This is a genomic window from Streptomyces sp. NPDC051963 (assembly GCF_044593495.1).
Classification (GTDB): Bacteria; Actinomycetota; Actinomycetes; order Streptomycetales; family Streptomycetaceae; genus Streptomyces.
The window spans coordinates 1,463,758-1,476,857 of the sequence record NZ_JBIUCC010000001.1; the positions used below are offsets into that span (position 1 = coordinate 1,463,758).

A 13,100-nucleotide genomic window follows, 5' to 3' on the forward strand; every position below is an offset into this window, starting at 1 on the left:
GGGGAATTGACAGCAGACGAGGTCGGCGCCGAGCAGGCGCCCGAGACCCGCGGCAAGGTCACGATCACGGAGATCGCCCGGCAGGCCGGGGTCTCGGTGCCGACCGTGTCCCGCGTCGTCAACGGCAGGTCCGACGTCTCGCCCCGCACCCGGGCCCGGGTCGAGGACCTGCTGCTCCGGCACGGCTACCGCAAGCGCACCCCCGCCTCGGGCACCCGCGCCGCCCTGCTCGACCTGGTCTTCAACGACCTCGACAGCCCCTGGGCGGTGGAGATCATCCGGGGCGTCGAGGAGGTCGCGCACACGGCCGGGGTCGGCACCGTGGTGTCGGCGATCCACGGCCGCTCGGGCGACGCCCGCGAGTGGCTGCGGAATCTGCGGGCCCGCGCCTCCGACGGCGTCATCCTCGTCACCTCGGCCCTGGAACCGGTCCTGCACGAGGAGTTGCGTGCGTTCGGCGTCCCGCTGGTGGTCGTCGACCCGGCGGGCTCCCCCGCCCTGGACGTCCCCACGATCGGCGCCGCCAACTGGTCGGGCGGCATGGCGGCCACCGAGCACCTTCTCTCCCTCGGCCACCGCAGGATCGGTCTGATATCGGGCCCGCCCAGACTGCTCTGCTCCCGGGCCCGTTTCGACGGTTATCGCGCCGCGCTCGAGGGCGCCGACCTCTCGATGGACGAATCCCTCGTCGTGCCGGGCGACTTCCACCCCGAGTCCGGCTTCAGCGGCTGCAACACACTCCTGGACCTGGCCGAACCGCCGACCGCCGTGTTCGCGGCCAGCGACCAGATGGCGCTGGGCGCGATCGAGGCGCTGCGCCGAAGGGGCCTCAGAGTGCCGGAGGACATGAGCGTGGTCGGTTTCGACGACCTTCCGGAAGTCCGCTGGTCGGCTCCGCCGCTGACCACCGTGCGCCAACCACTCGCCGACATGGGCAAGTTGGCCGTCCGAACGGTGCTCAGGCTGGCGCGCGACGAGCAGCCGGACTCACCGCGGGTGGAGCTGGGCACGGAGTTGGTGGTGCGGTCGAGCACCGCACCACCGTCGCGCCCCTGAGTTACTTCAGCGCCTCCCTGATCGCGAAGTACGCGGGCTTGGGCTCCAGTTGTTCGTCCCACGGCAGCGCGGCGCCCTCACCCTCGAAGAACGCCGGGATCCAGGAGTATTTGTCGGTGTAGTCCCACAGCGTGATCCCCACGCACCGCCGCACCGCGAGACACGCCTCGGTCATGTCGCGGTACCACTGCGCCTGCGTGGCCAGCTTCGCGTCGTCCGCCGGCACGTACATGCGCACATCGACCTCGGTGAGTGCGGTGTCGAGGCCGAGCCGGGAGAAGCGGCGGAGGTTGTCCTCCAGGGTGCTCGGATAGCCGTACTGGAGCGCGAGATGGGCCTGAAGACCGAAGCCGTCGATCGGGACGCCCTGCGCCTTCAGCTCCTTGACCAGCTGGTAGTAGGCGTCGCTCTTCGGGCCGATGCCCTCGACGTTGTAGTCGTTGAGATAGAGCGCGGCCTTCGGGTCGGCCTGGTGGGCCCAGCGCAGGGCGTCGGCGATGTAGCCCGGGCCGAGCGTCTTGTAGAAGATCGTCTCCCGGTAGGTGCCGTCCTCGTTGAACGCCTCGTTGACGACGTCCCAGGCGTAGATCCTGCCCTTGTAGTGGCGTACTTCCGTCTGGATGTGCTTCTTCAGTACGGCCCTCAGCTCGTCGGCCGTCCACGCGCGTGAGGTGAGCCAGCCGGGCAGCTGGCTGTGCCAGACCAGGGTGTGGCCGCGTACCCGCTGGTGGTTGGCGCGGGCGAGGTTCACGATCTCGTCGCCCTTGGAGAAGTCGAAGACGCCCTGCTGGGGCTCGGTGGCGTACCACTTCATGCCGTTGCCGGGGGTGATCATGTCGAACTCGGTGCCGAGGACTGCTTTGTAGGGCTCGTCGGTGAGTTCGGGGTTGTCGGTGGCGCTGCCGAAGTAGCGGCCGTGGCGCTGGGCGAGTTCGGCGAGCGTGGGCGGTTCCTGCTCGTCGGCCTGGGCCACGGGGGCGCCGGCGGACAACAGGAGAGCGGCGAGGGCCCCGGCGAGTCTGAGCCGGGTGGTGGTCTTGCGCATGGTGCGACTCCTCACGGTCGGATGTGTGGGTGAGCCGTACGTCCGCGCGGCGCGGGTCATCCCTTGGTGGCGCCGGCGGTGAGGCCGCCGACGAGCTGACGCTCGGCGACCGAGTAGAAGGCGAGCGCGGGGACCATGGCCAGCACCAGGTAGGCGAAGACCCTGGCGTACTCCGCGGAGTACTGGCCCTGGAACTGCTGGACACCGATCGGGATCGTCCACCAGGTGGAGTCGGTGAACACCAGCAGCGGCAGGAAGAAGTTGTTCCAGCTGGTGACGACGGCGAGGACGGAGACGGTGCCCAGCGCGGGCCGCGCCATCGGCAGCAGCACCCGCCAGAAGAACCCGAGGGGGCTGCAACCGTCGAGGGTGGCCGCCTCCTCCAACTCGCCGGGGATCTGCCGGAAGAAGCCGCGCAGAATGATGATGGTCATCGGCAGTCCGAAGGCGGCCTGCGGCAGGATCACGCCCAGCGGGTTGTCCAGCAGGCCCAGGTAGCGCAGCAGCAGGAACAGCGGCAGCGCCGCCACCGCGAAGGGGAACATCAGCCCCATCGTGAACAGGGTGAACAGCAACTCCCGCCCGCGGAAGGCGAACCGGGCGAAGGAGAAGGCGGCGAGCGCGGACACCGCGACGACGAGAACGGTCGTGCCGATCGCGATGAAGGTGCTGCTGCCGACCATCCGCCAGAAGACGCCCGAGCCGAGGATGTCGGTGTAGTTGGAGGTCACCCATGAGTCGGGCAGCCCGATCGGGTTCCGGGACAGCTCGTCCGTGGACTTGAAGCCGGACACGACCGCGAAGAGCAGCGGTACGGCCATCACCGCGCCGACGGCGATGAGGACGACGTGGACCGGGAGTTTCCCTGCGCGTGCCTTCACTTCTGGCCTCCCCGCATGGTCGTGGTCGCCCCTTCGAGGTCGCGGCGGAGCACGAACCGCTGGTAGGCGAGGGCGAAGACGAGGCTGATGCCGAACATGACCACGCTGATCGCGCTGGCATAGCCGACCTGATAGCGCTTGAAGCCGTACTGGAACATGGTCACGGCCATGGTCTCGGAGTGATGGTCGGGGCCACCGACGGTGGTCACCCACACCAGGTCGAAGAGCTGGATCGACCCGATGACCGACAGGAAGACACTGATCCGCAGGGTGGGCGCGAGCAGCGGCAGGGTGACGTTGCGGAAGCGCTGCCAGGGGCTCGCGCCGTCGATGAGTGCCGCCTCCGTCAACTCGGCCGGGATGGACTGGAGTCCGGCCAGGTGGAGCATCATGTGGAAGCCGAAGTACTTCCAGGTCATGACGAGGAAGAGCGTCGCCATGACGGTGGAGGGATCCGCGAACCACGTTCCGCCGAGACCCTCCAGGCCCACGCTGCCGAGGACATGGTCGGCGAGACCGTCGTCCGGGGCGAAGATCATGGCGAACAGCACACCGGTGATCGCCTCCGACAGCACGTACGGCGCGAAGAACAGCATCCGGTACACGGCACGGCCGCGGATCCGCTGGTTGAGCAGGACGGCCATGGCGAGCGCGAACGGCAGTTGCAGCGCGAGCGACAGCACGACCAGGACGAGACAGCGCCACAGGTCGCCCAGGAAGACCGGGTCGTCGAAGAGCCGGGTGAAGTTGTCGGCGCCGATGTAGTCGGAGGGCATGCCGAAGCCGCCCCAGCGGAAGAAGGCCGCGTACAGGGCGAACAGGATCGGCAGCAGGACCAGCACGAGGAAGAGCACCAGCGCGGGCAGCTGGAACCCGACCGCGGTGAGCCAGTTGACGACCCGCCGCCGGGTCCGCCCCCGGCCCGCACCTGCGGCCGGGGGCGGGAGGCCGACGTCGGGGCCGGTCCGCTTGTCCGGAAGGAACGTGGAGGTCATCGAGGGCCTACTGCTCTTCCTTCGCGGTCTGTGTGATCGACTCGGTGACCTGCTCGGGCGACTTGGACCCGGCGATCAGCGCGCCCACACTGTCGTTGACCTCCTGGCCGAGGGCGGGTGCGTACGCCTGGTCGAGGTAGAGCTGGAAGCCGGTGGACCCCTTCAACTGCGCTTGTACGGCCTTGATGTTGGGGTCCGTGATGGCGCTCTCGGCTCCGGGCACCACTGGAAGGACGCCGGTCTTCTTGACCAGTTCCAGGTCCGTGGCCTCGGAGGCGAAGAACTTCAGGAAGTCGACGGCGGCCTGCGGAGCGCCCTGCCGCAGGGCGTGTCCGCCGCCCCCGCCGAACACCTCGGTGATGGCGCCCTTGCCGCCCTCGACCGCGGGGAACGGGAAGAATCCGAGGTCGTCACCGAGGCCCTTGCCGGCGTCCGCCTGCACGACCGGCGCCCACTGGCCCATGAGTTCCATCGCCGACTTGCCGTTGCCGACGGCGGCGGCCTGGCCGGTGGGGCTGGAGTAGGCGGCGCCGAGGAACCCCTTCTGGAACGGCTGGAGATCGACGAGTTCCTTGAGGTGCTCGCCGGCCCGGACGAACTCGGCGCCGGTGAAGTCCTTGTCCTCGCCCGCCTTCTCCAACGCGTCGGCACCCGCGGTGCGCATCGCCAGGTACGCCCAGTAGTACATGCCGGTCCACGTCTCCTTGCCCGCGAGGGCGAGGGGGGTGATGCCCGCGGACTTCAGCTTGCGGACGGCGTCGAGGAAGGCGCTCCAGGTGGTGGGCGGCGTGCTGATGCCGGCCTGCTCGAACAGCGCCTTGTTGTACCAGAAGCCGATCATCCCCATGTCGAACGGGATGCCGTACACCCGGTCGTCGAGCAGATACGGCTCCTTCGTGACCGGCAGCAGTCCGTCGGCCCAGGGCTTCGTCCGGTCGGTGAGGTCCTCGACGAGCCCGGCGTCGACCTGCTGCTTCAGGACGCCGCCGCCCCAGGTGTGGAAGATGTCCGGCAGCTTTCCGGAGGCGGTCAGCGCCGTCATCTTCGACTTGTAGGCGTCGTTCTCCAACTGGACGATCTTTATCTTGACCTTGGGGTTCTGGGCCTCGAACTTCTTTGCCAGGCCGGCCCAGACGTCTTTCGTCGGCTGGGTGGTGGAGATGTTCCACCACTCGATGGTGGTCGTCCCCGACGCCCCTCCGTCCGAGTCGCCGCCGCAGCCGCTCAGTGCCGTCATGCCCAGACCTGCCGCGGCGGAGGCCGCCAGGAAGCCGCGGCGGGACAGTGCCCGGTCGCCCATGATCCGCTCCTTGGGTACGGGATCGAAACTTTCGAACCAATTCCAGAAAGCTTCGTTGCTGCCGCACCCTAGAGACAGCTGCCAAAGGGTGGCAACCCCTCGTGCACAGCGAATCTCGTGGCGACGAAATCGTCCCACCTCGGCTCTGGTTCGTAAGACCGTCAGGCCGAGCGAAACATTCGCCCTTGTTGACGAACATTACGGAGCGACACTGCAAAGGGACCGTTGGTCGGGACAAGGGCGCCGGGCGGGGGCTAGAGCAGTCCCTCCGCCAGCGGCCCGAGGGACAGGGCCGGCAGGAAGTTGAGGAGCGCCAGGATGAGGGCGGCTCCGGTGGCCAGGGCGACGAAGTTGACGCCGCGGGCCTGGAGGGTGCCGACGGTGACCACGCCGGGCTGCTGGCGGGCCAGCCGTCCGGAGAGGGCGAGCAGGAACACCATCGGGACGTACCGCCCGATCAGCATCGCCGCACTCATCAGCAGATTGTGGAAGTCCGTGGCGCCGTTGAAGCCCGCCATCGCGCTGCCGTTGCTGTTGACGTTGGAGGTGTAGGCGTAGACGAGTTCGGTCAGGCCGTGCGGCCCGGAGTTGCCCATGGACGACTGGCCCTCTCCCAGCGCGACCGCCAGCGCCGCGCAGCCCAGGATCGCCGTCGGGGCGACCAGGGCGTACAGCACGACGTACCGCATCTCCGGGAACCCCAGGCGCTTGCGCAGGTACTCGGGTGTGCGGCCGACCATCAGGCCGCCGATGAACACGGCCACCATCACGGCCATGATCAGGCCGTACAGACCGCTGCCGACGCCGCCGGGGGCGATCTCTCCGAGCATCATGGCCGACAGCAGCACCCCGCCGCCCAGGCTGGAGAAGCTGTCGTACGACGCGTTCGCCGCGCCGTCCGCCGAGCCCGTGGCCGCGACGCCGAACAGCGTCGAACCGGGGATGCCGAAGCGGGTCTCGGTGCCCTCGTACTGTCCGCCGACGGCCTCCGTCACGGTGCCGTTGTGGGCGCTCTGCGCGAGGTTGCCGGCCGCGAGCAGCAGGCCGAAGAGGATGCCGACGACCGCGAGCAGGGTCCAGCCCTGGCGCAGGGAGCCGATCATGCGGCCGTATGTGCGCACGAACGCCGTCGGGATCAGCAGCATGAGCACGATTTCGAGGGCGTTGCTGAACGCCGTCGGGTTCTCGAAGGGGTGCGCGCTGTTGGCGTTGAAGACGCCGCCGCCGTCGCCGGACATCAGCTTGAGCGGCTCCCAGGAGCCGACCGGCCCGCCGAGCAGCGTCTGCTGCCCGCCCGCGACCGTGGTGACCGTGTGCCCGCCGCCGAGGTTCTGCGGGACGCCGAGCGCGATCAGGACGACGCCGAAGACGATCGACAGCGGGAGGATGATCCGGAAGACGGTGCGGATCAGGTCGACCCAGAAGTTGCCGAGTCGGTCGGTGTCCCGGCGCACCAGGCCCCGGATGAGGACGAGCGCGACGCACATGCCCACGGCCGCCGAGGCGAACGCCTGGACGCCGAGGCCCGCCATGACCGCGAGATGGCCGGTGGTGGACTCGCCCGCGTAGTTCTGCCAGCTGGTGTTGGTGGTGAAACTGATCGCGGTGTGCAGGGCGAGCCGCCAGGGCATGCCCTCGTGACCGGTCGACCAGGGCAGCCTGCCCTGGAGGGTGAAGAGCGCGAAGAGCGCGGCGATGCCCGCCAGGCTGAAGGCGAGCAGCGCGAACAGGTAGTGCCGCCAGTCCTGTTCGCGGTCCGGGTCGACGCCGCAGACCTTGTAGAGGGCTCTTTCGGCGCGTCTGTGCGGACCGCCGTCGAGGGCCTTGGCCATGTAGTCGCCGAGCGGCACGTGCAGTCCTACGACGACTGCGACGACGAGGGTGGCCTGGAGCCAGCCGTACATGTTCAGGCCCCCTTCACGGGATGGGTGCGGTCCAGCGCGGCGTTCAACTGCACGGCGTTCACGGCGGGTTCGCCGAGGATGCCGAGGGCGCGGCCACTGGTGTACCGGTCGATCAGCCGGTGTACGTCGGCCTCACTGATGCCGCGTTCGCGGGCGACGCGGGGTGCCTGGAGGTCGGCGTACGCCTCGCTGATCTGCGGGTCGAGGCCGCTGGCGCTCGCGGTGACCGCGTCGGCCGGGACCTTGGGGTCGGCGGGCGCGTCGCCGCGGATCGGGGTGACCACGGCCCTGCCGTAGTCCTCCCCCGGCTTGGCGCAGACGACGGTCACGCCCTCGTAGGAGGAGCGGAACGGCCTCGCCGGGCAGGCCTGGTCGAGGCTGACCACGCGGGTCGCCGTACCGGTGGTGCCGTCCTTACGGAAGACGCCGAGCACGGCGCCGACGCCGTCGGACGTGCAGTACGGGCGGGAGCCGTCGACGTGCTCCAGATCTCCGACCGCCTTGCTGCGCGCACAGACCTGGGTGAGCAGGCTCTGCTTGCCGTCGGGGCCGAGGACGTCGACGGTGGACTCGGGGCCGAGGTTTCCGGCCGCGGAGGCCGCGGCGTCGTAGCCCTCACCGGCGTTGGAGGGCCGGGTCTGGAAGTAGTACGGGATCGGGTTGCCGTCCTTGTCGAGGAAGGACTGGCCGATCAGCTCGCTGCCGGCGTTCCTGCCGTCGGCGCCGGTGAGCTGGGAGCCCTGCGCGCTGTGGCGCAGACCCGGGACCTGGGCGAGCGCGGTCATGCCCAGCGGATAGGCGAGGCCGACGAGCACGGTGAGCACGATGACCACCCGGATCGCCGCCACCTGGTGACCGACCCAGGCGGGCATCCTGGAGAGGAAGTTCATGGAATGGTCCTCAGATCCCGGGGATGAACTGGACTACGGCGACGTCGATGAACTTGATCGCGAGGAAGGGCAGGATCAGTCCGCCCATGCCGTAGATCCACAGATTGCGGGTGAGCAGGGAGTCCGCGCTGCTGGGCCGGTAGCGCACCCCGCGCAGGGCCAGCGGGATCAGCGCGACGATGATCACAGCGTTGAAGACGACGGCCGACAGGATCGCGGACGTCGGCGAGTGCAGGTGCATGACGTTCACCGCGTCGAGCGCCGGGTAGACACCGCCGAACATCGCCGGGAGGATCGCGAAGTACTTGGCGATGTCGTTGGCGATGGAGAAGGCGGTCAACGCGCCGCGGGTGATGAGGAGTTGCTTGCCGATCTCGACGATGTCGATGATCTTCGTGGGGTCGGAGTCGAGGTCGACCATGTTGCCGGCCTCCTTGGCGGCCGACGTACCGGTGTTCATGGCGACACCCACGTCGGCCTGCGCGAGGGCGGGCGCGTCGTTGGTGCCGTCGCCGGTCATGGCGATGAGGTGGCCGCCCGCCTGCTCCTTCTTGATGAGCGCGAGCTTGTCCTCGGGGGTGGCCTCGGCGAGGAAGTCGTCGACGCCCGCCTCGTCCGCGATGGCCTTGGCGGTCACCGGGTTGTCGCCGGTGACCATGACGGTGCGGATCCCCATCCGGCGCAGTTCGGCGAAGCGTTCGCGCAGGCCCGGCTTGACGACGTCCTTGAGGTGGACGACGCCCAGCAGCCTGGCGGTGCCCTCCTCGGTGCACTCGGCGACCGCGAGGGGGGTGCCGCCGGAGGCCGAGACCTGCTCGACGCTGGTGTCGAGGGCGACCGGCACCGTTCCGCCGTTGTCCCGCACCCAGCCGGCGACCGCGGTCGCCGCGCCCTTGCGCAGCCGTCGGCCGCCCGGCAGGTCCACCCCGGACATCCGGGTCATGGCGCTGAAGGGCACCCACTCGGCGTTCTCGGGTGTGACCGGTTCCAGGGCGAACTGCACGTGCACGTAGTCGACGATCGAGCGGCCCTCGGGCGTCTCGTCGGCCAGGCTGGACAGCAGGGCCGCGTCCGCGAGTCGGCGACCCGTCACCGAGCCGAGCGGGAGCAGCTCGCTCGCCCGCCGGTTGCCGTAGGTGATGGTGCCGGTCTTGTCGAGCAGCAGGGTGTTGACGTCACCGGCCGCCTCCACCGCGCGCCCCGACATGGCGAGGACGTTGCGCTGCACCAGCCGGTCCATGCCGGCGATGCCGATCGCGGAGAGCAGGCCGCCGATGGTCGTCGGGATCAGACAGACCAGGAGCGAGACCAGAACGATCCCCGTCACGCCGTCGGCGGTGAGCGCCTCGGTGTCCGGGGCGGCCGCCATGACGTCCTTGGAGAAGATCGCCATCGGCTGGAGCGTGAGGACGGCGACCAGGAAGACGAACGTCATCATGACGAGGAGCAGGTTGAGCGCGAGTTCGTTCGGTGTCTTCTGCCGGCCCGCGCCCTCGACCAGGGTGATCATGCGGTCCAGGAAGGACGCGCCGGGCTCCTGGGTGATCCGTACGACGATCCGGTCCGACAGGACGCGGGTGCCGCCGGTGACGGCCGAGCGGTCACCGCCCGACTCCCGGATCACGGGCGCGGACTCGCCGGTGATCGCCGACTCGTCGATGCTGGCGACACCCTCGATGACGTCGCCGTCTCCGGGGACCAGCTCGCCGGCCTCGACGAGCACGATGTCGCCGCGGCGCAACTCCCCGGCGCCGGCGTTCTCTTCGACGTACGCGCCCTCGGCCGCCCCCGGCTCCCAGCCGGTCAGCCGCCGTGCGACGGTCTGCCGTCGCATGCCGCGCAAGGTGTCGGCCTGGGCCCGGCCGCGGCTCTCGGCGACGGCCTCGGCGAGGTTCGCGAAGACGACCGTCAGCCACAGCCAGGCGGTGATCAGCCAGCCGAAGAGGGACGGGTCGGCGATGGCGATGCCCGTGGTCAGGGCCGCCCCGATCTCGGTGACGAACATGACCGGGTTGCGGGCCATCGTCACGGGGTTGAGCTTGCGCAGCGCGGCGGGCAGGGCAAGCCACAGCTGCCGAGGGTCGAGGAGCCCGGCACCGATCCTCCGGGCCGGGCGCGAGTCGGGCGGCCGCTTGACCTCGGCGGGTTTCTCTCTCACAGGCGCGGGCGCGGTCATCAGAAGCGCTCCGGCTTGATCAGGGCCACCACCAGGTAGGCCAACAGGGCGATCGCGACGATCAGCCCGACGACGTTCTCGGCAGACACAAGGACCTCACATATTCGCCGGGAAAGCATTGGATATACGGATCATTGGGACACCTCCGGGCGAGGCCGGGCCGGGCTCGCCCGGAGGTGGATCGGGGGAACCGGAGGAGGACAGCGGGGAGGCGTGGGACTACAGGCCCACGTCGCGGCTCTGGATGTCGGCCAGGGACTCGCGGCGCACGAGGAGCCGGGCCTGGCCGGCGTGCACGGCGGCCACCGGAGGGCGGCCGACCAGGTTGTAGTCGGACGCCATGGACAGGTGGTATGCGCCGGCCACGGGGACGGCGAGCAGGTCGCCGGGGTGCACGTCCGAGGGGAGTTCGACGTCGGTCGCCAGCACGTCGCCCGCCTCGCAGTGCCGACCCACGACGGTCGCCGCGGCCGGGGCGGCGGTGCTGTGCCGGCCGACCAGGCGGGGCGCGTACCGCACCCCGTACAGAGCCGGACGCGGGTTGTCGCTCATACCGCCGTCGACGGCGATGAACGTGCGCGTGCCGGTCCGCTTGACGGCCAGGACGTGGTAGAGAGCGATGCCCGCGGGGCCCGCGACGGCCCGGCCCGGTTCGATGATCAGGCGCGGCACGGTCAGCCCTGCCGACGCGCAGGCCTCGGTCAGCTCGGCGCGGACCTTGCGGGCCAGCGTGGTGAGGTCCAGTGCGGGCTCACCCGGACGGTAGGCGATGCCGTGGCCGCCGCCGAGGTCGAGTTCGGGCAGGACGAGGCCGTGCTGCTCGTGCAGCCGGGCCATCAGGCCGACCATCCGGCGAACAGCGGCGATGTACGGCTTGACGCTGGTGATCTGCGAGCCCAGATGGCAGTGCAGGCCGGTCAGTTCGAGCTGCGGCTGGTCGAGTATGCGGGCGATGGCGTGCTGGGCGTATCCGTCGGAGATGGACAGACCGAACTTCTGGTCGTCGGTGCCGGTCCGGATCTTCTCGTGACCGCCCGCGCTGATCCCGGGCACCACCCGGACCATGACCTTCTGGTGGCCGTCCGGTCCGACGGCCGCCGCGAGACGGGCGATCTCCGACGGGCTGTCGATGACGATGCGGCCGACACCCAGACGCAGCGCGGTCTGCAGGTCGCGGGGCGACTTGGCGTTGCCGTGCAGCACGATCCGCTCGGGCGGGAACCCCGTGGTGATCGCGAGCTCCAGCTCGCCGGCGGAGCAGACGTCGAGGCCGAGGCCCTCCTCGTCCATCCAGTGGACCATCGCACGGCACAGGAACGCCTTGGCGGCGTACAGGACTTCGGCGTCGGGGAAGGCATGCCGGTAGGTACGGCAGCGATCGCGCACCTCGCCCTCGTCGAGGACGTAGACGGGGGTGCCGAAGCGGTCCGCGATCTCGGCGAGCGGTACGCCGCCCACGGCGAGGTCGCCCGCGCGGGGCTCAGTGGTGGACGCGGGCCACACCGAGAGCTCGTCGGCGGTGGTGACGGCGGGTTCGTGAAGAGTGGTCATCGCGCGCTCCCTGATCCGATCCGCAGTGCCGGGGCGAGGGCGACGGGCGTGACCGGAGCGGGCGCCGGCGCGGAGAACTGCGGGTCCACGGTGACGATGGTGACGCCGAGCGGTGCGGTGAGGGCACGCAGCGCGGGCTCGGCGAGGCGGATCCACGCCTGCTCGGCACCGAGGGTCTCGGTCAGCCTGCGTACGGAGGTGAAGCCGACGGCCGTACGGCGGCCGAGGGGAGTGCGGAAGAGCCGGGGCGCACACCGTGCTGGTCCCGGCCGGACGGGAACGTACAGCGGTCCGGCCGGGAACCGATCAGAAGGTTCCGGATCTTCGCCGCACAGGATGTCTGCCATGGGATGCCTCCTGGAGGATCCGAGGTGGTTCGGGTTCGTTCGGGCGGGTGGCTGAGGGCCCCGGACGCGGGGAGGCGGACCGGGGCTCGCTGCTGACGCTATGCCCGTCGGCCAGGGTGGCCGGACACCTCATGACGAGATGCTGACGGCGATCGCAGGGACGCTTACGGGATGCTGACGCCGCGGCGGACCGGCTGGGCGGAAAGCCGTCAGAAGAGTGCCAAGAAGCGCCGTACGGGGTGGTCACGAGCCCGGTACCGGAGGTGAGATGAAGTGCAGTCCCGATGAACTGCCCGCGGGCGCACGACTCGCGGGCGGGTACGAAGAACGGTGGAGTCATGGTTGCTTCCGACGGCCTCGCTGCCGCCCGCGTCGTAGTGGGAGTGAGCGGCTCCCTGGGAAGCCTCACCGCCCTGAGCCGGGCCGCCGAGGAGGCGCGGCGTCGGCAGGCCCAACTGTGGCCGGTGCTGGCCTGGGAGCCGCCCGGCGGAGACGTCGCCGCCCGGCGCAACCCGGCGCCGAGCGTGCTCGTCGACGAGTGGCAGCGCCTGGCGCGGGAACGGCTGCTCACAGCGCTCGATGACGTCTTCGGCGACGCCGGGCCCGGCGTGGGGCTGCACGCTCTGGTGGCTCGCGGCACCCCGGGCCTGGCGCTGGTGGAGATCGCGGACCGCGAGAGCGACCTGTTGGTCGTCGGTGCGGGGCGGCGTAGCGCCTGGCACCGCGCCTGCTCGCGTTCGGCGAGCCGTTACTGCCTCGCCCACGCGGGCTGTCCGGTCCTGGCGGTGCCGCCGTCCCCGCTTGAGTCCGAACTGGCCGCCATGCACCGTCGCAACGCCTGGCGACTGCGACTGGACACGCGCGAACTCAACCGGCGGCTCCGGACGGGGTGACATGGCAGCCGGCCGGGTCATGCCGGCCGACGTCGACCTTCAGGCCCTTGATCGCCCGGTCG

At 70.1% G+C, this 13,100-nt stretch carries 12 protein-coding genes; 2 read left to right on the forward strand and 10 right to left on the reverse strand.

The window, feature by feature from the left end; genetic code table 11:
• Positions 1-6: 6 nt before the first annotated feature.
• A complete protein-coding gene (locus ACIHFB_RS06325; RefSeq protein WP_400125526.1) occupies positions 7-1,056 on the forward strand; it encodes a LacI family DNA-binding transcriptional regulator in 1,050 nt (349 codons plus the stop codon).
• 1 nt (position 1,057) lies between these two features.
• On the opposite strand, the gene ACIHFB_RS06330 is transcribed toward ACIHFB_RS06325, so the two are convergent.
• The 10 genes from ACIHFB_RS06330 to ACIHFB_RS06375 all read right to left on the reverse strand — a co-directional run bounded on the left by ACIHFB_RS06330 (position 1,058) and on the right by ACIHFB_RS06375 (position 12,145).
• Positions 1,058-2,101: an endo-1,4-beta-xylanase gene (locus tag ACIHFB_RS06330; protein ID WP_400125528.1), complete on the reverse strand. Its 1,044-nt coding sequence runs from the start codon at positions 2,099-2,101 to the stop codon at positions 1,058-1,060.
• Between the two features lie 56 nt (positions 2,102-2,157).
• Positions 2,158-2,922, reverse strand: a complete 765-nt coding sequence (locus ACIHFB_RS06335) for a carbohydrate ABC transporter permease (protein ID WP_365271113.1) — start codon at positions 2,920-2,922, stop codon at positions 2,158-2,160.
• 56 nt (positions 2,923-2,978) lie between these two features.
• Complete coding sequence (locus ACIHFB_RS06340; RefSeq protein WP_365270878.1) at positions 2,979-3,977, reverse strand: sugar ABC transporter permease; 999 nt, start codon at positions 3,975-3,977, stop codon at positions 2,979-2,981.
• A gap of 7 nt (positions 3,978-3,984) precedes the next feature.
• Positions 3,985-5,277, reverse strand: coding sequence for an extracellular solute-binding protein (locus tag ACIHFB_RS06345; protein ID WP_365270881.1), 1,293 nt, complete (start codon positions 5,275-5,277; stop codon positions 3,985-3,987).
• Positions 5,278-5,531: 254 nt separating this feature from the next.
• Positions 5,532-7,181, reverse strand: coding sequence for a potassium-transporting ATPase subunit KdpA (gene kdpA / locus ACIHFB_RS06350; protein ID WP_365270884.1), 1,650 nt, complete (start codon positions 7,179-7,181; stop codon positions 5,532-5,534).
• Between the two features lie 2 nt (positions 7,182-7,183).
• On the reverse strand, positions 7,184-8,071 hold the full coding sequence (locus ACIHFB_RS06355; protein WP_400125532.1) for a potassium-transporting ATPase subunit C: 888 nt from the start codon (positions 8,069-8,071) through the stop codon (positions 7,184-7,186).
• Between the two features lie 10 nt (positions 8,072-8,081).
• The gene (gene kdpB / locus ACIHFB_RS06360) at positions 8,082-10,247 is read right to left on the reverse strand and encodes a potassium-transporting ATPase subunit KdpB (RefSeq protein WP_400125533.1); all 2,166 of its coding nucleotides are present in this window, start codon (positions 10,245-10,247) and stop codon (positions 8,082-8,084) included.
• On the reverse strand, positions 10,247-10,336 hold the full coding sequence (gene kdpF / locus ACIHFB_RS06365; protein WP_365270891.1) for a K(+)-transporting ATPase subunit F: 90 nt from the start codon (positions 10,334-10,336) through the stop codon (positions 10,247-10,249). The genes kdpB and kdpF overlap by 1 nt, the downstream gene beginning before the upstream one ends.
• A 130-nt stretch (positions 10,337-10,466) precedes the next feature.
• On the reverse strand, positions 10,467-11,798 hold the full coding sequence (lysA, locus tag ACIHFB_RS06370; RefSeq protein WP_365270894.1) for a diaminopimelate decarboxylase: 1,332 nt from the start codon (positions 11,796-11,798) through the stop codon (positions 10,467-10,469).
• On the reverse strand, positions 11,795-12,145 hold the full coding sequence (locus ACIHFB_RS06375) for an SAV_915 family protein (protein WP_365270896.1): 351 nt from the start codon (positions 12,143-12,145) through the stop codon (positions 11,795-11,797). The genes lysA and ACIHFB_RS06375 overlap by 4 nt, the downstream gene beginning before the upstream one ends.
• A gap of 338 nt (positions 12,146-12,483) precedes the next feature.
• Between ACIHFB_RS06375 and ACIHFB_RS06380 the strand changes: the two genes are divergently transcribed.
• On the forward strand, positions 12,484-13,038 hold the full coding sequence (locus ACIHFB_RS06380; protein ID WP_400125536.1) for a universal stress protein: 555 nt from the start codon (positions 12,484-12,486) through the stop codon (positions 13,036-13,038).
• Positions 13,039-13,100 lie beyond the last annotated feature (62 nt).

What these genes read in the sequence shown, in the direction of transcription:
- ACIHFB_RS06330 (WP_400125528.1), bottom strand. Translation starts at nt 2,101, where the DNA reads ATGCGCAAGACCACCACCCGGCTCAGACTCGCCGGGGCCCTCGCCGCT.
- ACIHFB_RS06335 (WP_365271113.1), bottom strand. Translation starts at nt 2,922, where the DNA reads ATGGCCGTACCGCTGCTCTTCGCGGTCGTGTCCGGCTTCAAGTCCACG.
- ACIHFB_RS06340 (WP_365270878.1), bottom strand. Translation starts at nt 3,977, where the DNA reads ATGACCTCCACGTTCCTTCCGGACAAGCGGACCGGCCCCGACGTCGGC.
- ACIHFB_RS06345 (WP_365270881.1), bottom strand. Translation starts at nt 5,277, where the DNA reads ATGGGCGACCGGGCACTGTCCCGCCGCGGCTTCCTGGCGGCCTCCGCC.
- kdpA (WP_365270884.1), bottom strand. Translation starts at nt 7,181, where the DNA reads ATGTACGGCTGGCTCCAGGCCACCCTCGTCGTCGCAGTCGTCGTAGGA.
- ACIHFB_RS06355 (WP_400125532.1), bottom strand. Translation starts at nt 8,071, where the DNA reads ATGAACTTCCTCTCCAGGATGCCCGCCTGGGTCGGTCACCAGGTGGCG.
- kdpB (WP_400125533.1), bottom strand. Translation starts at nt 10,247, where the DNA reads ATGACCGCGCCCGCGCCTGTGAGAGAGAAACCCGCCGAGGTCAAGCGG.
- lysA (WP_365270894.1), bottom strand. Translation starts at nt 11,798, where the DNA reads ATGACCACTCTTCACGAACCCGCCGTCACCACCGCCGACGAGCTCTCG.
- ACIHFB_RS06375 (WP_365270896.1), bottom strand. Translation starts at nt 12,145, where the DNA reads ATGGCAGACATCCTGTGCGGCGAAGATCCGGAACCTTCTGATCGGTTC.
- ACIHFB_RS06380 (WP_400125536.1), top strand. Translation starts at nt 12,484, where the DNA reads ATGGTTGCTTCCGACGGCCTCGCTGCCGCCCGCGTCGTAGTGGGAGTG.